The following is a 21,543-nucleotide window of genomic DNA, read 5'->3' on the forward strand; positions in this document are numbered from 1 at the left end:
CAATTTTTAACGCTGTATCAGCAATGCAAATCGCTTTATTGCTACCGGCCTAAGTATTTTTCGATCACGTCTTCATTCGCTTTCACGGTCGCCAGCGACCCTTCTGCCAGTACACTGCCCTCGCACAATACCGTGACGCGACAATCGAGCGCCTCAATAAAGTCCATATCATGCTCCACTACCATTAACGAATGGCTTTTCGCCAACTGTTTAAATAGCTCTGCGGTCTTCATGGTTTCTTCATCCGTCATACCGGCGGCGGGTTCATCAATTAACAATAATTCAGGTTCCTGCCCCAACAACATGCCAATTTCCAGCCACTGCTTCTGACCATGAGAAAGATTGCCTGCCAGATTATTTTGATGATCCTGCAAATCAATCATAGTCAGGATTTCATCCAGCTTGTCCTGTTGACTCGCCGATAGTTTGTGGCGCAATGCCTGCCAGACCGAACGACCACCTTTCAGCGACATTTCCAGATTTTCAAATATCGTCAGGCTTTCAATCACACTGGGCTTCTGGAATTTTCGGCCAATGCCGATATTAGCCACAGCAGCTTCATCGTATTGGCTTAAATCAAATTCATCTTTAAATAACAAGGTTCCGCTGTCGGCTTTGGTTTTTCCGGTTATCACATCCATCATGGTGGTTTTACCGGCACCATTCGGACCAATAATGGCGCGCATCTCGCCTGGCTCAATGCACAGCGATAAAGAATTTAACGCTTTAAAGCCATCAAAGCTGACACTGACACCATCCAGATATAACACCGATGGATTTTCGATATGCTGGGATGCAATGCTCATGCTTTTCCTCCGTTGGCTAATTCCGTCACACCATCATCACCTGCGTCGCTCATCGCTTTTGCTGCACGCTTTTCCTTAACCTGGTTCCATAAGCCCACCACACCTTTTGGCAGATACAGGGTGGTTAATACAAACAAACCACCCAACAGGAACAGCCATAACTCTGCAAAAGCGCCGGTAAAATAGGTTTTTGCATAGTTCACCAGAAAAGCACCAATCACCGCACCGTAGAGAGTGCCACGACCACCCACAGCCACCCAGATAATCATTTCGATGGAAAAAATAGGCGCAAATTCGCCCGGGTTAATAATGCCAACCTGGGGAACATAAAGTGCACCTGCAACGCCCGCCAGCATGGCCGAAACAACAAAAACGAACAGCTTGTAGTGCTCAACCCGATAGCCAATAAAACGCGTACGGGCTTCGGCATCACGCACAGCTACCAGCACCCGGCCGAGTTTCGAATCGACAATAAAGCGACTGATTAAATAACCCAGTATTAATGCCAGCGCCGACGCAACAAACAGCCCGGCCCGGGTAGTATCAGCCTGCAGGTCAAACCCGAGAATATCTTTAAAGTCGGTTAAACCATTATTACCGCCGAACCCCATATCATTACGGAAGAAAGCCAGCATCAGAGCGTATGTTAGCGCCTGAGTAATAATCGACAGGTAAACCCCGGTCACCCGTGAGCGAAATGCCAGTGCGCCGAACACAAACGCCAGAATACCCGGCGCCGCCAGAATCATAATGGCTGCGAACCAGAACTGATCAAAGCCAAACCAGTACCAGGGTAATTCCGTCCAGTTCAGAAACACCATAAAGTCCGGCAGTTCCGGGTTGCCGTAAACCCCACGGTCACCAATCTGACGCATCAGATACATACCCATGGCATAGCCGCCGAGCGCAAAGAAGGCTCCCTGGCCAAGACTGAGAATACCGCAGTAACCCCAGATTAAATCCACCGCAAGCGCCAGCAGGGCGTAACACAGGTACTTACCCAACAAGGTCATGGTGTAGGTTGAAACGTGAAATAATGATCCTTCCGGAAAAACCAGATTACAAAACGGAATAATCACTGCGAGTGCCAGAACCGCCTGTATTAAGCGCTGTCCGGCCTTGTCATTGACCAATAACGAGGTTAAAGGTCCTAACTGAACATCTTTCATATTGATTTCCTCTATCGCCTGACTGCATTGCAGTTCTAACGCAGGACGTCGTAAATACATCCCTGTAGACTCCCTTTTTGCGTCCCTGCAAAAAAGGCCTGCTTATAAAACTCCAATACAATCAGGCTGAAATATTCAACGGTGTTAACTGATAAAGAATATATCCGGTGCTTTTCTGATCGGCCGTCTGCCGCAGGGATGTACCGGATGTATTCTTCTGCAACACAAATCATCCCTCGACCGCACGCCCTTTGAGAGCGAACAATCCACGCGGCCGCTTCTGAATAAATAAAATAATAAACACCAGCACCAGAATTTTTGCTAACACGGCCCCGGCTAATGGTTCAAAGAATTTATTCGCCACACCCAGCGACATCGCCGCAACCAGTGTTCCCCATAAATTGCCAACCCCACCAAAGACCACCACCATAAAGGAGTCGATGATATAAGCCTGACCCAGGTTCGGGCCAACGTTGGTTAGCTGGCTTAACGCGACACCGGCAATACCCGCAATACCCGACCCAAGGCCAAAGGTTAAGGCATCCACCCAACCGGTACGGATGCCCATTGAGCTGGCCATTGGCCGGTTCATGGTGACGGCACGCATCTGCAAACCGAATAACGTACGCTTAAGCACCAGTGCTAACATCGCCAGCACCAGTAAACTGAAAATAATGATGTACAGCCGATTAAAGGTAAGCTCCAGTGCCGGGTTCACCATAAAGGTACCCGCCATCCAGTCTGGTGTGGTGACATCCCGGTTTAATGGACCAAAAATGGAGCGTACCGCTTGTTGCAGTACCAGGCTGATACCAAAAGTCGCTAATAAGGTTTCCAGCGGACGGCCATATAGATGGCGAATCACAGAGCGCTCAATGAATACGCCAACCAATCCGCTCACCAGGAAAGCGGCCGGAATAGCGACAACCAGAGACAGTCCTATTGAATCCGGCATTAATTGTTGCACCACATAGGTGGTGTAAGCACCTAGCATAATCATCTCACCATGGGCCATATTAATAACGCCCATCACGCCAAAGGTAATCGCCAGGCCAATTGCAGCCAGTAACAACACCGCCCCTAACGACAAGCCAAAGTACAGATTTTCAGCGTAACCATTAATCTCCAGCAGTTGATCAATACTGGCAATGGTTTTTGTAGCCAGCTGATATTCCGCCACGCGTTCACTTTTATCTGACTCACTGAACGACGCGACAAACTGACTGAGCGCAACCCGAATCTCCGGATATAACGACCGCTCCATCGCTGAAATTGCCGCCAGCCGCACATTTGCATCATCACTCCGGAGCTGCTGAATCGCTCGGGTTAACACCAGTAACTCAACAATTTCCGCATCGCTTTCGTTAGCTATCTGCTGCTGAAGTTCCGCGCCAGTCATCATATCCGGATTTTTTAACAGATTTCCGGCCGCAGATAAGCGCTGCTGGCGATCACCTTCACTAATAAGAATTAAGGCAATGGCCGACCGCAACTGGCGACGTAACGAGTTATTAACACCAATTTTCCGGAATTTACGTTTGCCGATGTTTTCAATCAGACGGCCAGAAAATACTTCTTTTATTTCACTCTCTTTTTTAAAAGAGCTGGCAAAAACCAGCAACTGGTCCTGCTTACGGTAATACAGATCAGAGGACAACAATGCCTGCATAATGTCGAGTTTCAGCGGATCTTTGTGAGCCGATATATTCTGTATAATGACTGCTTTTTCTTTATAACTGGCGGTGATTAATTGTTGTGTAAGAGTTGCCAGTGAGGCTTCGTCTGACTGGCTGACTGACGAAGCCAGTAATAAAAAGCCAACGAATAGCGTTGATATATATTGAGTTACACGCATGGGAACTTCCGTTTTTTATAAGGTGGTTATTGCTACAGAATCAGCCTGTAACAATAACCATCAGGGCCTTCAGTAAGCGCGGTTATTCCGCTGCAACCGCACCACCACAGCTTTTGCTGACCGTGTTGTAGTTGCCACAGCTGATCGGTGCCGTCCAGTCGGAGATCAGGTTAGCCGACTCCGGCAGATAATCGGTCCAGGCATCCCCTTTAACCACCTCATCGGTTTTCCAGACGATATCAAACTGGCCATCATCCTGAATTTCGCCAATCAGCACCGGCTTAGACAGATGATGGTTTTCGTTCATCTTCGCCATCCCACCCGTTAGATTCGGAACTTCAATGCCATACATGGCTGAGCGCACTTTATCGACCTCTTCACTGCCGGCTTTTTCAACCGCCTTTGCCCACATCCTGAAGCCGATATAGGTTGCCTCCATCGGGTCATTCGTCACACGCTCATCGTTCTCAGTAAAACCGTGCCACTGCTCAATAAATGCATCATTTTCTTCGCTGTCAGCACTTTGGAAATAGTTCCAGGCCGCCAGATGGCCTACCAGTGGAGAAGTATCAAAACCAGACAGTTCTTCCTCACCCACCGAGAAAGCAACCACAGGAATGTCTTCTGCACTGATACCCTGGTTCGCCAGTTCTTTATAAAACGGTACATTGGCATCACCATTCACCGTCGACACTACTGCGGTTTTTTTACCCGCACTGCCGAACTTTTTAATATCCGACACAATGGTCTGCCAATCGCTGTGACCAAATGGTGTGTAGTTCACCATAATATCTTCGGCCGCTACGCCTTTGGATTTCAGGTAACTTTCCAGTATTTTATTGGTGGTACGCGGGTAAACGTAGTCGGTACCGGCTAACACCCAACGTTGTGCACCCACTTCGTTCATCAGATAATCTACCGCAGGTATGGCCTGCTGGTTCGGTGCCGCTCCGGTATAAAATACGTTATATGACGACTCTTCGCCTTCATACTGAACCGGATAAAACAACAGCCCGTTTAATTCTTCCACGACCGGTAGAACCGATTTACGTGACACCGATGTCCAGCAACCAAAAATAACGTCGACATCCTGTTGCTCAAGCAGTTCGCGGGTTTTTTCAGCAAACAGCGGCCAGTTAGAAGCCGGGTCAACAACAACCGGTTCCAGTTTTTTACCTAACAAGCCACCTTTTTTATTCTGTTCTTCAATCATCATTAAAACGGTATCTTTTAATGTGGTTTCGGAGATTGCCATAGTCCCGGATAATGAATGCAGCACACCCACTTTGATGGTATCACCAGCGTTAGCCAGGTTGACGCCCGCAGCCAGAGCAGTGACAGCAAGCAGTTTTCCGGTACGGCTCAAGATTGCTTTTTTCATCTAACTTTCCTTCATTGGTTGTCATGTATACAAGACAGAGTGCAACCCATATACCAACTATGAAAATCCGATGAATTATCCGTTATTACGCCGGTTAACCGCGCTCAGGGCCAACAACCCGACGGGCTGGCAAGCCAGTTCTGCACCGTTAACTACCGTTTAATATCATCTTGCTATTTATCAGTGCATCCTTTTATCACTGAACTCTTATTTGGTAGCGTTAGCCGGTATAAAAAAATCCCGGCGAAAATAATTTCGCCGGGATTTTAGTTACGCTCAGGTCCTGTTAATACTCTTGCTATAAAGCTGTTACGAACTGAAAAATTGATCGTTATTTCATGCTCATATCAACGGCATAGCGCTGCCGGGCTTCCTGAATTCGATGCAGGGTAATCTCACGCACCGTATTTTTGCTGATCTCGATATGTTGTGTCAGCTCTGCCACCACCTGATTCGCATCGGCATTGAGTATCTGCAACAATATCCGGCTGTGCTCGTTATAGGTGGCTTCAATCCGACCCGTCTGGGTAAAATCCAGCCGCCGAATAATGCGCAAACGCTCACACACATCGCGATGAATCGCACTTATTTCCTGATTTTTTCCGCTTTCCACCAGACCAAAATGAAAGTTTTCATCCAGCTTTGCGACCTCACTGCTATCCGTCAGACGTTGTCCTTCAGGGCAACACCAGATTGCTGATAGTTCGGCCAAACGCTGTTGCCGGTCGTTAGCGCTACATAAACGCCGGACTGTTTCGGCCTCCAGTAAAATGCGCACATCGTACAGGTCTTCAAAATAACGAAAATCGAATGGCCGTACCTGCCAGCCACTGCGGAAATGTACCTGAACATAGCCATCGCGCTCCAGCCGGTATAACGCCTCCCTGACCGGAGTACGTGACGCCTGCATACGACCAGCAATTTCCGTTTCGCTGAAACGATCACCCGGCAGCAGCTGGAAATCAAAAATATCCTGTTTCAGCTGCTGGTATATACGCTCCGCCAGGCTCGGTTTACGTTGTTGGGTTTGTGGTGCATTCATCAGGCTGGCTCATGCTGGCTTTGTAATAATCCCAGCAACACATCCCCCGGCTGAACTGCGTGGCCTTCCTGACAACATAACGAACCCACCACACCATCCCGGGGTGCCAGCAACGGAAATTCCATTTTCATTGCTTCTACAATCACCAGAGTATCGCCCTGCTGCACGACCTGGCCCTCTTCCACCAATACCTTCCAGATATTCCCGGCAATGTCGGAGTGTACTGCCGTTCCCCGGATTTCTTCAGCCTGAGTGGTTAACCCGGCCTCTTTAACTTCACCAAAAGCATCATCACTGGCCCAGTGTTCCACTTCTTTGGCAAATGCCTGTTGCTGCTGCTGACGGAACTGTTCGATGCTGTCGTCATTATCCTGCAGGAACTGCTGATATTCCGCCAGACTGAAGTCTTCCTCGGTAATTTTTATTTCCAGCCGCCCTTCGCGGAAGGCCTCACGCTGCCGGGTTAATTCCTGCTCCGTCACTTCGTAATAACGCACCTGGTCAAAAAACTTCAGCAACCAGGGTTCATTATTGCTGAACTGTTTATTTTTCAGGAATTTATTCCAGATCGGTAAGGTACGGCCAACCAGCTGATAACCACCCGGACTGTCCATACCATAAACGCACATATAAACCCCGCCGATACCCACGGTACCTTCTGCGGTAAATGTACGTGCCGGATTATATTTAGAGGTTAATAAACGATGACGAGGATCGACCGGAACTGCACAAGGTGCACCGAGATACACGTCACCCAGTCCCATCACCATATAACTGGCATCAAAAATAATCTTTTTGACCTCATCACGACTGTGCAAACCGTTAGTGCGCTGAATAAAATCGACATTGTTTGGCAACCAGGGGGCTTTTTCCTGCACCGATTGCTGATATTTTTCCACCGCATCCAATGTGGCACTGTCTTCAAACGCCATCGGTAAATGAATAACCCGGGTTTTTAATACCATGCTGTCGATATCCGGCAAGTTCGCTTCTGCCGCTAATAACACCTGCATCACCTGATCCTGACTGATCAGCCGGCTGTCGTAACGAACCTGCAACGAACGCACCCCCGGTGCCAGCTCTTCAATACCGCTGACATCACGTTGCTTCAGTTCTTCCATTAATGCGTGAATACGGAAACGGAAACGCAGATCCAGCACCACCGGACCGTATTCAATCAGAATATATTTATCCCCCGCTTGACGATAGGCTACCTCCGGCGTGTGTTCAGTCGCAGCCAGCTGCGCCAGAATGGTTGCCGATGCCGTTTTTTCCGGAATCAGAGACGGTGTTTCGGCCATAGCCTGAGGCAGACTGAGCGGTTGTGCCTGCCAGTCACCGATGGCCTGATCGATGGCTTTTTCCTGCGCCAGTGCCTGATCAAAACTCAGCGCAACAAAGCGAATCGTATCGCCGGGTTTCGCCTGCCCGACCTTCCATAATTCACTTTGTACTATGGTTACCGGACAAACAAAACCACCCAGGCTTGGGCCATCGTGAGTCAGAATCACCGGCATATCACCGGTAAAATTAATACTGCCGATGGCGTATTCACAGTCGTGAATATTGGAGGGGTGTAATCCGGCTTCACCACCATCGGTGCGGGCAAACTCCGGCTTAGGACCGTTTAACCGGATTCCCAGGCGGTTGGAGTTATAATGCACCTGCCAGTCAGTCGTCAGAAACTGTTCAATTGATTCCGCCGTAAAAAAGTCCGGCGCACCATGTGGCCCATACATCACCCCAATTTCCCAGTGTGCTGTCTTATCGTCATTCATCTGAGGATAATCTGGGATTAAATCCGCCGGAGCCGCCTGTGGCGGGTAAACCGGAGAAGGAGTTGTGCAGGCCGGAATATCCTGAGACAACGCCAGCATATCGGCCGCCCGTAACGTACGACCGCCATGGCCACCAAACTGGCCCAGGGCAAAAGTCGAACGGCTGCCGAGATATTCCGGTACATCAAAACCGCCGCGTACGGCTAAATAACTGCGGCAGCCCTGATCGGTTTTACCCATATCAAGAATTTGTCCGGCTGTTACCGTCTGCGGTTGCCAGTATTCAATCACCTCACCGTCCAGCGTGGCATTACCTTGCGCACCGGCCAGCGCAATCACACAGTCCTGATGAAATTTCAGCTGAGGGCCAACAATAGTCGCTTCCAGCCCTGCTGCTTTTTCATGGTTACCAACAATACGGTTGGCCAGCCGGAAAGCATAATCATCCATCGGCCCGGAAGGCGGCACACCAATATCCCAATACCCTTTGCGGCCGGGATAATCCTGAATGCTGCTGTAAGTTCCTGGCTGTAACACCTCGACACAATGGGGCTGAAATTCAAAACTTTCCAGCGCCCGGGTACTGACATCTCCTGATTCAAAACGCGGCCAGCTCACCACCTGACGCAAATAATCCACATTGGTCGAAATACCGGCCAGCGCAGTATGATTAAGCGCCTGCTGCATGCGCGCAATCGCCTGTTCGCGGGTATCGGCTTTAACAATCAGCTTGGCAATCATCGGATCGTATAACGCGCTGACTTCCGAGCCGGTTTCCACCCAGCTATCGACACGTACGTAATCATCACCGGGAAACTGCACCTGGGTCAGAATGCCCGGTGATGGCTGGAAATTTTTTAACGGATCTTCAGCATAAATACGAACTTCAATCGCTGCGCCAGCAGGTTGTGGCACCTGACTGAAGTCCGGGAATTCAGCCGCGGCAATTTTTAACATCCACTCAACCAGATCCAGGCCGGTCACTTCTTCAGTAATCGGGTGCTCTACCTGCAGCCGGCTGTTCACCTCAAGAAAATAAAATTCGTCACGTTCACCATCGTAAATAAACTCTACCGTTCCGGCATTGCGGTAACACACAGAGCGCCCCAGGTCTTCCGCTGCTTTTAATAACGCAGTTCGTGTGGCCGGCGGTAACCCCGGAGCCGGCGTTTCTTCCACCACCTTCTGGTTACGGCGCTGTAACGAACAGTCACGCTCCCCCAGGGCAACCACATTACCCAAGCCATCGCCAAAAATCTGAACTTCAATATGACGGGCTTTATCGATAAAACGTTCGATAAATACCCCACCATCTTTAAAATAATTTTCGCCTAATCGCCGGGTGCTTTCGAACACCTGCTGTAACTGGGTTTCGTCATCACAACGGGTCAGGCCAATGCCACCGCCACCCGCTGTTGATTTAAGCATGATCGGGTAACCAATCTGTGCCGCCGCCGCAATGGCCTGCTCAACACTATCGAGCAAGCCGGTTCCCGGAGTTAACGGCACGCCGGCTTTTTCACAAATTTCCCGCGAGGTATGTTTCAGACCAAACTGGCGAATCTGTTCGGCAGTTGGTCCACAAAAAGCAATACCGGCATCGTCACAGGCCTGAGCGAATTCGGCATTTTCACTAAGAAATCCATAACCGGGTAATATCGCCTGAGCACCACACTCACGAGCGATACGAATAATTTCATCGCCGCGCAGATACGTCGTGGCAACACTGCCTTCGCCAAGAGAATAAGCCTCATCCGCATCGCGAACATGCAGGCTGTTACGATCGGCTTCGGCATAAACAGCAACCGCACAAATGCCCATTTTTTTTAATGTGCGGATGCTGCGAACTGCAATTTCACCACGATTAGCAATTAATACTTTATTAAACATAGGTTATCTCCTTAATTCGTGATGATCAGCTGGCAGAAATGACTGACGGATTTACCGCCTTCTGGCTGTTGAGTTGCTGGATATAAGCGCGCCAGCCACCAAATTCACTGATGTGTGTCGCACAGGTCACAGCCTCCGGTTCACAAATAAAACCTTTCACCAAACGGCCGTCTTCGAGTTCCAGCGTGCCGATTCCCAGCGGCTGTGGAATTTCTTCCACAAACGAGCCAAATGCGGCGTAACTCATGCGCCACAACTCCACAATCAGTTGATATGGCCTTTCTCCGGAAGTTAATTGCTGTTCATTAAGCCGCACTAAACCGGGCTTTGGTGGCACCGTATTAGCCAGTGCATACAACTGATATTTTTTCGCGGTATGGGTTTGCTCAAGCAAAACTGCATCTCGGCTGGTCAGCTGATGATTCAGCGGCATACCCGTCAAATGAGCCCCCACGACTGCAACCACTACGCTGTCTTGCTGTTGCTGGCCATTGACCAAAGGTGCCAGTGGTAATTGCAGCTGTGCCTGCCAGTGCGCGGCAAACTGGCTGAGTGCCAGTTCATGCCAGGCCGGAGCGATGACGGTAATTCCAAACGGCAACTCATCCATGCGCCGTTGCGCAGGTAACGCGATGGCGGATAAATTCGCCAGGTTAACAAAATTGGTATACCGCCCCAGCTGACTGTTTACTTCAACCGGAGCATCTTCAACCTGTTTCAGAGTCGGAAACAATGGAGTGGTTGGTACAAATAAGGCATCGACCTGGCTGAACTGCTGCTCAATTTTTCGTACCAGTTGCTGACGTTGATATTCGGCTTTAAAAGCATCCACGGCACTGCCATCACAGCCCGCCGTTATGATCTTTTTCACCGTATCGTTAATGCCCGGTAAGCTTTGTAATAAAAACTCACCTACCGCCGCATACCGTTCCGCTACCCAGGGGCCCTGATACAATAATTCCGCCAGCTGGAAAAACGGCGTAAAGTCGATTTCGGTTAAACGGTAACCGGCGGCGCGTGCCTGAGCGCAGGCTTTGTTATAGGCCAGTTGTTGTTGCTCATCACCAAACCACTCACTGGTTGCCGGAATACCTAACGTACGGATCGGGTTCTCGGCCACTGGCGGGCGAACACGACTGTATTCATCCTGTTCGTCATACACGGCCAGCAGCTGATAGATGTAACCGGCATCGGCATTATTCAGCGCAAACACGGATACACAATCAAGACTGCGGCATGCCGGTATCACACCACGGCAGCTGATTGCGCCCGGCGTCGCTTTTAAACCAACAATATGATTAAAGCCGGCAGGTACCCGCCCGGAGCCTGCGGTATCTGTACCTAAGGCAAACGCAACCTGACCACTGGCCAGCGCCACAGCAGAACCTGAGCTTGAGCCACCACTGATGTAGTCAGCATTAAACGGGTTTTTAACCGCACCATAAGGTGAACGGGTGCCGACCAGTCCGGTAGCAAACTGATCGAGATTGGTTTTACCGATAATAATGGCCCCGGCACGGCGTAATAAACTAACGGCAAAAGCATCCTGTTGTGGCGCAAATGAATATTCCGGGCAGGCAGCGGTGGTATTAAAGCCCATTACATTAATATTATCTTTTATTGCACAAGGAACACCGTATAACGGTAACGCTGACAGATCTCCCTGGTTTTGCTGTAATCGCTGCTGCAATTCATCCAGCTGTTGTTGCAGATTTGTTGCATCGGCCAGGCTGATCCAGCTGCTGCCGTATCGAATATTGCCATCCACCTGCTCGCTGTTTATTAACTGGTTTAGCAACCCGGTTAATAAATTCTGCGGGTTTCCCCCCTGGCGATAGGCATTCAGCCAGTCCTGTACCGACCAGCCCTGGGTGTTTAAAAGTTCCGTTGTCATTATTAGCTGCTCTTGTCACGTCCGCCGCTGCGGATCTGAATTCATACTTGTATACAAGTGACAAAGCGATGACCGTGCCAACCCGGAAAAATAATTATCCGGCCAGTCAGATTATTTAATTAAAGCCCGCCAGAATGGGCTTTCGGGAAATATTTTTTACAGAAAAGGGAGACATATTCACACCGGACAATAAAAAATGAGTGCACCGCAATAAAGCCCGGTGAAAAAAAAGTGAATTAAGACAGTGCGTGGCACACAACAATCAGGCACACAACAATCAGGCACACAACAATCCGGCATAAAAAAGCTGCGATAAATACGCAGCTTTATTATGAATCCACGATCGGCCCGCTTCAGCAGATATGCAGTTGCCAGCCGGCAGCCGCCAGATAATCCGCCTCCGAACGTAAGTCCCGCGCCGTCAGTGGATGTTGCTCCAGCCAGCCGGCGGGCAACGTCAATTGCAATTGTTGCTCCCTGACCCGCAATGCCGGCAGCGGCACATGATGCGCGCCACGGCTGTGATTCAGTAACACGGCCAGGCGTAATAATACTGCCAAACGCAACGCCGTTGGCCGACGACTGGCCGACACCGCCTCAAACACTTCGCTGGAAAACTTCCGCCGGTGACAACGCACCAGAGCACCAAGCGCAGCCTGGCCCTGACGGGTAAAGCCCAGCAGGTCGGAGTTCTGTAATAAATACGCTCCGTGTTTATGAAAGCCGGAATGAGCAATACTTAAACCAATTTCGTGCAGGGTTGCGGCCCAGCGCAACCAGTGTTTCCAGCTGGGGCCCATCTGCCAGTCAGCGGCGACCTGATCAAACAGTGCTTCCGCCATCTGCGCTACCCGCTCAGCCTGATCGGTATCGACATAAAAGCGTTGCGCCAGCGACTGCACCACCCGTTCACGCACATTTTCGTGGGTCGAGCGCCCAACCAGGTCCCACAACGCACCCTCACGCAAGGCACCATCGGAATACACCATCTGTTGCAGGCCAAAGGTTTCAAACACCGCCGTCAGAATCGCCAGACCACCAATAAACACCTGAGCACGCTCGGGTTTTACCCCGTCTAACTCAACGTCATCAATATGATTAAACTGCAGCATGCGATGCTGCAGGTGCTGCAAGCCCTCACGGCTGAGGCCATCCTGACTCCAGCCATTTTCCTGCACCGCCTGCTCCGCCGCGCGAATGGTACCGGAAGAGCCCACCGCACCGGTCCAGCCCAACTGCTTATAAGCCGCTTCGATATTCAGCAGCTCCTGACGCGCCGCAGCTACCGCTTCCTGAAAATGGGCTTCATTAATCACCCCGCCAGGAAAATAACGCTGGGTAAAAGACACACACCCCATGTGCAGGCTTTCCAGTGCTTTTGGCTCAAACCGTTCGCCGATAATAAACTCGGTGGAGCCACCACCAATGTCGACAACCAGGCGCTTGCCCTGATCATCGGCCAGTGCATGAGACACCCCCAGATAAATCAGCCGCGCTTCTTCACGCCCGGCAATCACTTCGATCGGATAGCCCAGAATGGCCTCCGCCCGCTCAATAAACTGCTGCCGATTACGCGCCGCCCGTAACGCATTGGTAGCCAGCACGCTGACACGGTCGGGGTTCATACCCTGAATACGCTGGGCAAACTCACGCAGACATTCCAGACCACGCTGTTGCGCCGCTTCCGATAACATTCCCTGATCGTCCAGGCCCGCCGCCAGCTGCACCTTCTGGCCGCGTTTTTCCAGCGTGTGAATTTCCCCCTGAAACTCACGCGCCACTACCATATGAAAACTGTTGGAACCTAAATCGATCGCCGCGATCAGATCATCAGCATGTTGTGATGATGACGTCGCCTGGGCCGGGTTCTGGCTGGGAAGTTCTGTCATAGGCCACTCTTGTTTTTTCTGTCTCTGACACTATATAGAACACAGAATACACGTCTGGATCCGAATCACGAATTGATTCCCGACAATCCGGGCGTACAATACAGTCAACTGCGGTGCCGGCTTATTCCGGCGCGGCACCGAACCATACATTCCATAGGGGAAACACATGAGTGACCATATCCTGACCGTATCCGACGATTCCTTCGACGCTGACGTATTAGGTTCTGACGTACCTGTACTGGTCGACTTCTGGGCTGAGTGGTGTGGTCCATGCAAGATGATTGCGCCGGTACTGGAAGAAATCGCCGAAGAATACGCGGGTAAACTGAAAATCGCTAAACTGAACATCGACCAGAATGAAGCAACGGCGCCTAAGTTCGGCATTCGTTCTATCCCGACTCTGATCCTGTTCAAAAACGGCAATGCCGAAGCGACCAAAATCGGCGCGATGAGCAAATCCGAGCTGACTGCGTTTATTGAGCAATCAATCTGATGCAGGACTGCCGGCCCGGGTTGTCATACATGACAGTCCGGGCCAGCAGAAAAACTTAATATCCGAAATTTCTTGACACAAGTTATAGACACCCCCTGTTTTACTGTCTATAGTCTTAACCATCAAAACGCCGTTCCTGGCGCCCCCCTCTATTTTGAATTCTAATCAACTTCTAATAACTGCAAACCAACCTGTATGAATCTTTCCGATCTGAAACTCAAATCCGTTCCTGAGCTGTTAGCCATCGCCAAAGAGATGAATCTCGAGCACGTCAGCCGTACTCGCAAACAAGATATCATCTTCGCCATCCTTAAAACTCACGCCAAAAGCGGCGAAGACATCTACGGGGAAGGCGTGCTGGAAATTCTGCAGGACGGCTTTGGGTTCCTGCGCAGCGCCAGCAGTTCTTACCTGGCTGGCCCTGATGATATCTATGTATCACCGAGCCAGATTCGTCGCTTTAACCTGCGTAAAGGCGACAAAATTGAAGGTAAAATTCGCCCACCTAAAGATGGCGAACGTTATTTTGCGATGCTGAAAGTCGCCAAAATTAATGACGACAAACCCGAAAACGCCAAATCCAAAATCTTATTCGAGAACTTAACACCACTATTCCCGGATGAGCGCTTTGTACTGGAAGTCGGCAACGGTTCCACCGAAGACCTGTCTTCCCGTGTACTGGACCTGATCGCACCGATCGGTAAAGGCCAGCGTGGCCTGATCGTTGCGCCGCCAAAAGCCGGTAAAACCATGTTGCTGCAAACCACAGCACAGGCTATTACCCGCAATAATCCGGAAGCCGAACTGATCGTACTGCTGATCGACGAACGCCCGGAAGAAGTGACAGAAATGCGCCGTTCTGTGCGCGGCGAAGTGGTTGCTTCCACCTTCGATGAACCACCGGCACGTCACGTTCAGGTGGCTGAAATGGTGATCGAAAAAGCCAAACGCCTGGTGGAACACAAACGCGACGTGGTCATCCTGCTGGACTCCATTACCCGTCTGGCCCGGGCCTACAACACCGTGGTGCCGAGCTCAGGTAAAGTATTAACCGGTGGTGTTGACGCCAACGCCCTGGAAAAACCCAAACGTTTCTTTGGTGCAGCCCGTAACGTCGAAGAAGGTGGTTCATTAACCATCATCGCCACCGCCCTGGTTGATACCGGTTCGAAAATGGACGAAGTGATCTTCGAAGAGTTTAAAGGTACCGGTAACCAGGAATTACATCTGGATCGTAAGATTGCGGAAAAACGCATTTACCCGGCGATTAACATCCGTCGTTCCGGCACCCGTCGTGAAGATATGATGTTTAACGAAGCCGACCTGCAACGCTTGTGGATTCTGCGTAAGCTGATGAGCGAGATGGAAGATGTTCAGGCGATTGAGTTTATGCTAGATAAACTGCGTCAGACCAAAACCAATGATGAGTTCTTCGACTCAATGCGTGGCGGCAAAAACTAAGCCAGCGCCGCGAATCAAAAAAACCCGCCACTGTGCGGGTTTTTTTATGGTCAGGCTGCGCCAATCTGGGCGAAACGAATTGACGCCCGGCCGCTTCTGGATTGTAGTAACCCTCCCATCAGAACCGGAAAGGAAGTCTCCCATGAACAAACTGATCACCTTCGCCTCACTGGCATTATTAGCCAGCACCAGCCAGGCCTTCGACAACAGCAAAGTTGTTTGCAGCCATGCGGATAAAACCCGGATTATTGAAGTGGTTTACGCCGATGGCGAGTTACCCTGCGAAGTGCAATACACCAAAGAAAGTGGCACTCAGACACTGTGGAATGCACAAAACGATGCCGGCTATTGCCAGCAAAAAGCCAGTGCTTTTGTTGAGAAACAACGGGGCTGGGGCTGGGATTGTATCGCTCAGGCAGAAGCACAACCAGCCGTCGACGACCGGGAACAGGCCTTAGCGGAAGATAGCGCGATGGCGCAGGACGAAGCCACGACAGAAGCTGAAACAACGGCACCTGCCGAAGCAGCCACTCCTGCGGCAACAACCGAAGCCGCTGACGTGACAACATCGGCCGACACCGATATGCCTGCCGACACAGCTGCACCCGAGGCAACGGAAACACCTGCAGCAAGCGAAGCGGAAGCAACAACCGACAGCAATCAGGCGGCCACCGCCGGCTGATCCTCTCAGCGTCGCTGTTCAGCACCTTTATTATTACCCGATAAAGGTGCTGTTATTCCTCATCGGCAAAGCGCCGGGCAATATCAACAAACACCGCTTCCAGCGCCACAAAGGCATCCACCATATCCGGGTCAAACTGTGTTCCCCGGCCTTTCACAATAATATCGGCAGCGTCGTCAAACGAAAATGCCGGCTTATAAACCCGTTTACTGATCAAAGCATCGTAACAATCTGCCAGCGCCATTAATCGTGCCGCTAACGGGATATCATCACCACTCAGAGCCTGTGGGTAACCTTTGCCATCCCAGCGCTCGTGATGACAATAAGCAATGTCTTTCGCCATGCTCAGAAACGACGAGGCGCCGTATTCCCGTTCAGCATTATCCAGCGCTTCTTTGCCGTATTGCGCGTGTTTCTGCATCTCCTGCCATTCCTCCGGGTTCAGTTTTCCCGGCTTCAGCAGAATACGGTCGGGCACACCCACTTTGCCGATATCGTGTAACGGTGCGGATTTAAATAATAATTCAATAAACTCGTCATTCAGCTGATCGCTGAAGCGTGCATGACTGTGCAGATGTTCAGCCAGCACCCGGACATAATGCTGGGTGCGACGAATGTGCATACCGGTTTCGTTATCCCGGGTTTCCGCCAGTGAGGTCATGCAATAAATTGCCATATCCTGGGTTCGGGAAATTTCCCGGGTACGTTGCTGAACCCGTTGTTCCAGTTGTGCATTACTATTACGCAACGCTTTACGCGACTGCTGTAACGCCAGGTGGGTAGCCACCCGGGCTTTGACAATCGGGGGCGAAAAAGGTTTTACAATATAGTCACTGGCACCACAACGGAAACCTTTAACCTCATCTTCAACTTCGCTTTTAACGGTCAGAAAAATCACCGGAATATCCCGCGTTCTGGCATCGGCTTTGATCGCCTGACATATCTCATAACCATCCATACCGGGCATCAGTACATCCAGCAGGATAAGGTCCGGCAATATTTCACCTTCCAGCAGCTTCAGCGCCTGAGCACCACTTTTCGCCAGCGTGATCTGATAGTCTGATCCCAGCAGTTCAACCAGCACTTTGATATAAAAGGCTTCATCATCAACCAATAATATCCGCTCTTTTTCCATCGTCAGCTCTCTTTATTATTCGCTAACAAGCGATGAATCAGCTTACCGGCCTGCTCAAAATCAAATTCATCAATCAGTCCGCGCAACTGCGACGCCAGCTCCGGAGGCAATAATGTTTCAATTTGCTGCAGGTATTCGCAGCTGCCCACATCACCCTGGGACAAAAATCCGGCCAGCGTCACCAGCTCAGTGTGGCAGCCCCGGATATCGACCTTCGGCGGAGGTTCAGTCACTTCGGCAGCCTGACTCTGCAATAATACCCCGCTGCTTTTCAGCCCTGAAAACAGCTGACGGAATGCCTCACTGAAGCGCTGCCATAACAAACCGGTGGCCAGTGTTTGCGGTGGCTCGCTATTGGTACGCAATGCTTTTTCCAGTTCCGCTGCATCTTTTTCGAATAACCGCGCACCGATGTTCCCGGCCACACCTCTCAGGGTATGTGCCAGACGCTGCGCATCCTGGTGCTGATTCTGTGTTAATAACTGCAATAACACCTGTTCGTCGTTCTGATGCTTATGATAAAAACTGCGTAATAAATTAAAATACAACTGCCGGTTGCCACCTACCCGTTCAATGCCCCAATCCAGATCAATGCCATCAATATGGTCGATATTTCTTTCCAGCTGCTTATCCACCAGCGGGCTGGCAGATGCTGATTCTCCCTGTGGCAGCCACTGTTTCAGCACAGTCACAAAATGCTCCGGATCAATGGGTTTGGCAATATGATCGTTCATACCGGTGGCCAGACAACGTTCGCGGTCTCCCTCCATCGCGTGAGCAGTCATCGCAATAATCGGTAAGTCGTTATATTGTGGGTCTTTGCGGATAATCGCTGTGGCGTGCAGACCATCCATAACCGGCATCTGTAAATCCATTAACACCAGGTCATAATGTTTTTGTTTCAGTGCTTCCAGCGCTTCCACTCCATTGGTCGCGGTATCTGCAATAATGCCGACGGAATGTAATAACTCCAGCGCAACCGCCTGGTTAATTTCATGATCCTCAACCAATAATACCAGCCCCAGTAACCACACATCAGACGACCCCGGCGCACCGATACGCGACTGATGCCTGTGGTTAAGCAAGCGCATAATGGCATCAAATAATACCGACGCATTAATGGGTTTAATCAACAGCACATCGACATCATGATTATCGGCACTGGCTAAAATATCTTCCCGGCCATAGGCGGTAATCAGAATAGTGGCTGGTTTATGCTGCAAGGGTAAATCACGAATAGCATCCAGTGTTTCGATACCATTCATACCAGGCATCTGCCAGTCAGCGATAACCAGGCCAAACGGATCTCCCATTTCATCCTGTTGCTGCACCAGAAATGCTGCATTTTCACCGCTGGGCAGTGTAATTACCTGGAACGAAAACGACTCCAGCATTTCCCGCAACAACTGCCGGGCAGCCGTATTATCGTCAATCACCAATACCCGTAATCCCTGCAGTTCGCGACTGGGGATAAATCGGTGTTGTAGCTGCTGTTCCGATGGATCGGCAACAAATGTCAGCGAAAAATGAAAACAACTGCCTTTTCCCAGCTGGCTTTCGGCCTCAAGATCTCCGCCCATCAGACGCACCAGCTGACGCGAGATATTCAGTCCCAGGCCCGTACCACCGTATTTACGGGTAGTGCTGCCATCCGCCTGAGTAAATGGCTCAAACAATTGTTCAATCGTATCCGGTTCCATACCAATGCCGGTGTCCCTGACCTGAAAATCAAGTTCGACGGCATCGTTTTTACGCGATTTCAGGCTGACACTGACCCGCACTTCTCCCCGATCGGTAAATTTAATCGCATTCTGAGTCAGGTTAATTAACACCTGCCCCAGACGTAAAGGATCTCCCGTCAGTACCCGGGGAATGCTGGCATCAACCTCCAGTAATACCTCAATGCCTTTTTCCGCTGCTTTTAATGACAACATATCGGAAAGTTCGGTAAATACGTTGTGTAAATTAAATGGCTGCTGATCAATATCCAGATGACCGGCTTCAACTTTGGAAAAGTCAAGAATATCGTTAATCACCCCTAACAGGGTTGTCGCTGCCTGTTTTATCTTTTCGGCATAACCGTTCTGACGGTCATTCAGACCCGAGCGTAATAACAGGTGATTCATGCCGAGAATAGCGTTCATCGGCGTGCGGATTTCGTGTGACATATTTGCCAGAAACTGGCTTTTAAACTGACTCGATTGTTCAGCAGCATCTTTTGCTTCCGCCAGCTGTTGCTGACTTTCGCGCAGATGTTTTTCTGTACGCTTCAGCTTGCGGTTCCAGATAAGAATCACCAGTAATACCGGAAAAACAATGGCGATAGTCAGCAGTACGGCACTGATAATTTCACCCTGATTAACCTGGTGTTCAAACTCCACGGTGAACCAGTTGTTCTTTATTTCCTGGCGCCGGTATTCGGGAATATTATCAATTATATTATTAATTATCGGTAACAGTTGCGGGTAATTACGATTAATGCCAATCGTCTGATGATATTTATAGTCGGTAGGGGCGGTCACTTTGACATTACGAATGCCGTATTCTTCCATCAGCCAGGAGGACGTCCCAAGCAGGCCAACATAAGCATCCACGTCTTTTGCACTCAGGGCTAATAACGCACTGATGTTGTTAGGATAGGAGCGCAGCTGTAATTGTGGATAGTCACGGGCCAATAATTCTTCAATGGCATAATCACTCACCACCGCCACCCGTTTGCCGTACAGGTCCGGAAATGAATTCACAAAGCGGGTGTCTTTATGCACCAGTATCATATACGGATGCACCATATAAGGGTGAGAAAACAACATATACTCACGCCGACTGGGAGTCGGCTGCACACCGGAAATTAATTCCATTTCTCCGCGCTGGAACATCTCCAGCGTTTCTTTCCAGCTATTGCCATAAACCGGCGTCAGTGGAATCCCCAGCTGCTCAGCCAGCAGTTGATTGTAGTCTGCAGTCAGCCCACGATAATGCCCCTGCTCATCAATAAATTCCAACGGTGGCCAGTCATTATCGACGGCGATATTCAGTCCGGACAACTGCCGCAGATAGGCCTGTTGCTCCGCCGTAAGGGTAACCGGCTTTGTCGTGGCCTGGTCATCCGTGTGCGGCTTCAGCCAATTATCACGAATATGCTGACGACGCGACAACGATAAAGCAGCCAATGCTTTTTGCACAACAGCCAGCAATGGTTGACGTGACGCAGGTGCCACAAAGCAATAACCGCTGTTATTGATCATGCCCGGACTGACTTGCAGATCCGTCAGATAAAAATCATTCATCGCCCAACGCATTGTTGCTTCATCCCCCAGATACGCATCCACCCGTCCGGTCGACACCGCCATCAGTGCCTCTGCCTGAGTGGCATAGGGAACAATACGAATTTGTGGGTATTGTTGCTGTAAGATGGTTAGCTGCGGCAGCTGACCATGAATTGCCAGCCGGCGGCCAGCCAGAGAATGCAGATCCTGGTAAACCGGCCCCAGTCGCTGCGACGCCAGTTTCATCGGGCTGTAAAATAATGCGTCACTGAATAACACGCCTGGCGGCAACCGTTCGCTGGCACAGGCCACGGGTGCTGCCAGATCAATCTGCTGATCCTGCACGGCAGCCATTAAATCGGTGGGGTCACTGAAGCGGCGCAGCTGCAGGCTGACACCGGTATAACGACTGAGGTACTCCAGATATTCGGCCAGCAAGCCGCTGTGTTGCTGCTGACTGTTAAAAAAGTCAATTGGCGGCTGATTGCCTAACACACCAATAACCAATGCCGGCTGCTGGCTCAGCCAGGTACGTTCGCTGGCACTCAGAGCTCCGGCTGCTCCCCCCCTGAGCGGGCGACAATAAGCCGCCGTCGGCCTGAGATGTTGCACTACACAACAGCAGCACCAGTAAGGCCATAACACACTGCCAGCGGCTGGCCAGGCCGCAGGCAGGTCCTTCACTCACCACTCGCATCATGCTCCCTTTACTGCGCTTGTTTCAGCATGTTGCCTTAAAGCCTGCGGCGATACCAGTTGTCAGAACCGGCCAATCCTGACATCCGCTGAAACACTGTCCATC

13 protein-coding genes are annotated in these 21,543 nt (G+C 50.5%); 3 read left to right on the forward strand and 10 right to left on the reverse strand.

The window, feature by feature from the left end; translation table 11 throughout:
- Window positions 1-41 precede the first annotated feature (41 nt).
- The 8 genes from urtD to ppx form a co-directional block, all read right to left on the reverse strand.
- A complete protein-coding gene (urtD, locus tag ACFOMG_RS17180) occupies window positions 42-806 on the reverse strand; it encodes an urea ABC transporter ATP-binding protein UrtD (RefSeq protein WP_376868471.1) in 765 nt (254 codons plus the stop codon).
- A complete protein-coding gene (gene urtC / locus ACFOMG_RS17185) occupies window positions 803-1,975 on the reverse strand; it encodes an urea ABC transporter permease subunit UrtC (protein WP_376868473.1) in 1,173 nt (390 codons plus the stop codon). The genes urtD and urtC overlap by 4 nt, the downstream gene beginning before the upstream one ends.
- A 229-nt stretch (window positions 1,976-2,204) precedes the next feature.
- On the reverse strand, window positions 2,205-3,830 hold the full coding sequence (gene urtB / locus ACFOMG_RS17190) for an urea ABC transporter permease subunit UrtB (protein ID WP_376868475.1): 1,626 nt from the start codon (window positions 3,828-3,830) through the stop codon (window positions 2,205-2,207).
- Between the two features lie 82 nt (window positions 3,831-3,912).
- Window positions 3,913-5,211 carry an urea ABC transporter substrate-binding protein gene (gene urtA, locus ACFOMG_RS17195; RefSeq protein ID WP_376868477.1) on the reverse strand — a complete coding sequence of 433 codons (1,299 nt, stop codon included), beginning with the start codon at window positions 5,209-5,211 and terminating at the stop codon, window positions 3,913-3,915.
- Window positions 5,212-5,542: 331 nt separating this feature from the next.
- Complete coding sequence (locus tag ACFOMG_RS17200) at window positions 5,543-6,253, reverse strand: GntR family transcriptional regulator (RefSeq protein WP_376868479.1); 711 nt, start codon at window positions 6,251-6,253, stop codon at window positions 5,543-5,545.
- Entirely contained in the window at window positions 6,253-9,921 is a 3,669-nt protein-coding gene (gene uca / locus ACFOMG_RS17205; RefSeq protein ID WP_376868481.1) for an urea carboxylase, read from the reverse strand. The genes ACFOMG_RS17200 and uca overlap by 1 nt, the downstream gene beginning before the upstream one ends.
- A gap of 25 nt (window positions 9,922-9,946) precedes the next feature.
- Entirely contained in the window at window positions 9,947-11,815 is a 1,869-nt protein-coding gene (gene atzF, locus ACFOMG_RS17210; RefSeq protein WP_376868482.1) for an allophanate hydrolase, read from the reverse strand.
- Window positions 11,816-12,168: 353 nt separating this feature from the next.
- Window positions 12,169-13,704, reverse strand: coding sequence for an exopolyphosphatase (ppx, locus tag ACFOMG_RS17215; protein WP_376868484.1), 1,536 nt, complete (start codon window positions 13,702-13,704; stop codon window positions 12,169-12,171).
- Window positions 13,705-13,870: 166 nt separating this feature from the next.
- Between ppx and trxA the strand changes: the two genes are divergently transcribed.
- The 3 genes from trxA (at window position 13,871) to ACFOMG_RS17230 (ending at window position 16,340) form a co-directional block, all read left to right on the forward strand.
- Window positions 13,871-14,197 carry a thioredoxin TrxA gene (trxA, locus tag ACFOMG_RS17220; RefSeq protein ID WP_376868485.1) on the forward strand — a complete coding sequence of 109 codons (327 nt, stop codon included), beginning with the start codon at window positions 13,871-13,873 and terminating at the stop codon, window positions 14,195-14,197.
- Window positions 14,198-14,392: 195 nt separating this feature from the next.
- Window positions 14,393-15,658: a transcription termination factor Rho gene (gene rho / locus ACFOMG_RS17225; protein WP_376868486.1), complete on the forward strand. Its 1,266-nt coding sequence runs from the start codon at window positions 14,393-14,395 to the stop codon at window positions 15,656-15,658.
- 142 nt (window positions 15,659-15,800) lie between these two features.
- Window positions 15,801-16,340: a hypothetical protein gene (locus ACFOMG_RS17230; RefSeq protein WP_376868488.1), complete on the forward strand. Its 540-nt coding sequence runs from the start codon at window positions 15,801-15,803 to the stop codon at window positions 16,338-16,340.
- Between the two features lie 52 nt (window positions 16,341-16,392).
- Here ACFOMG_RS17230 and ACFOMG_RS17235 read toward each other — a convergent pair whose 3' ends face one another.
- Both ACFOMG_RS17235 and ACFOMG_RS17240 read right to left on the reverse strand, forming a co-directional pair.
- Window positions 16,393-17,475, reverse strand: coding sequence for an HD-GYP domain-containing protein (locus tag ACFOMG_RS17235; RefSeq protein WP_376868490.1), 1,083 nt, complete (start codon window positions 17,473-17,475; stop codon window positions 16,393-16,395).
- Between the two features lie 2 nt (window positions 17,476-17,477).
- The gene (locus ACFOMG_RS17240) at window positions 17,478-21,353 is read right to left on the reverse strand and encodes a response regulator (protein ID WP_376868491.1); all 3,876 of its coding nucleotides are present in this window, start codon (window positions 21,351-21,353) and stop codon (window positions 17,478-17,480) included.
- Window positions 21,354-21,543: the final 190 nt, after the last annotated feature.

Source organism: Bacterioplanoides pacificum (assembly GCF_042648445.1).
GTDB classification, from domain to species: domain Bacteria; phylum Pseudomonadota; class Gammaproteobacteria; order Pseudomonadales; family Oceanobacteraceae; genus Bacterioplanoides; species Bacterioplanoides pacificum.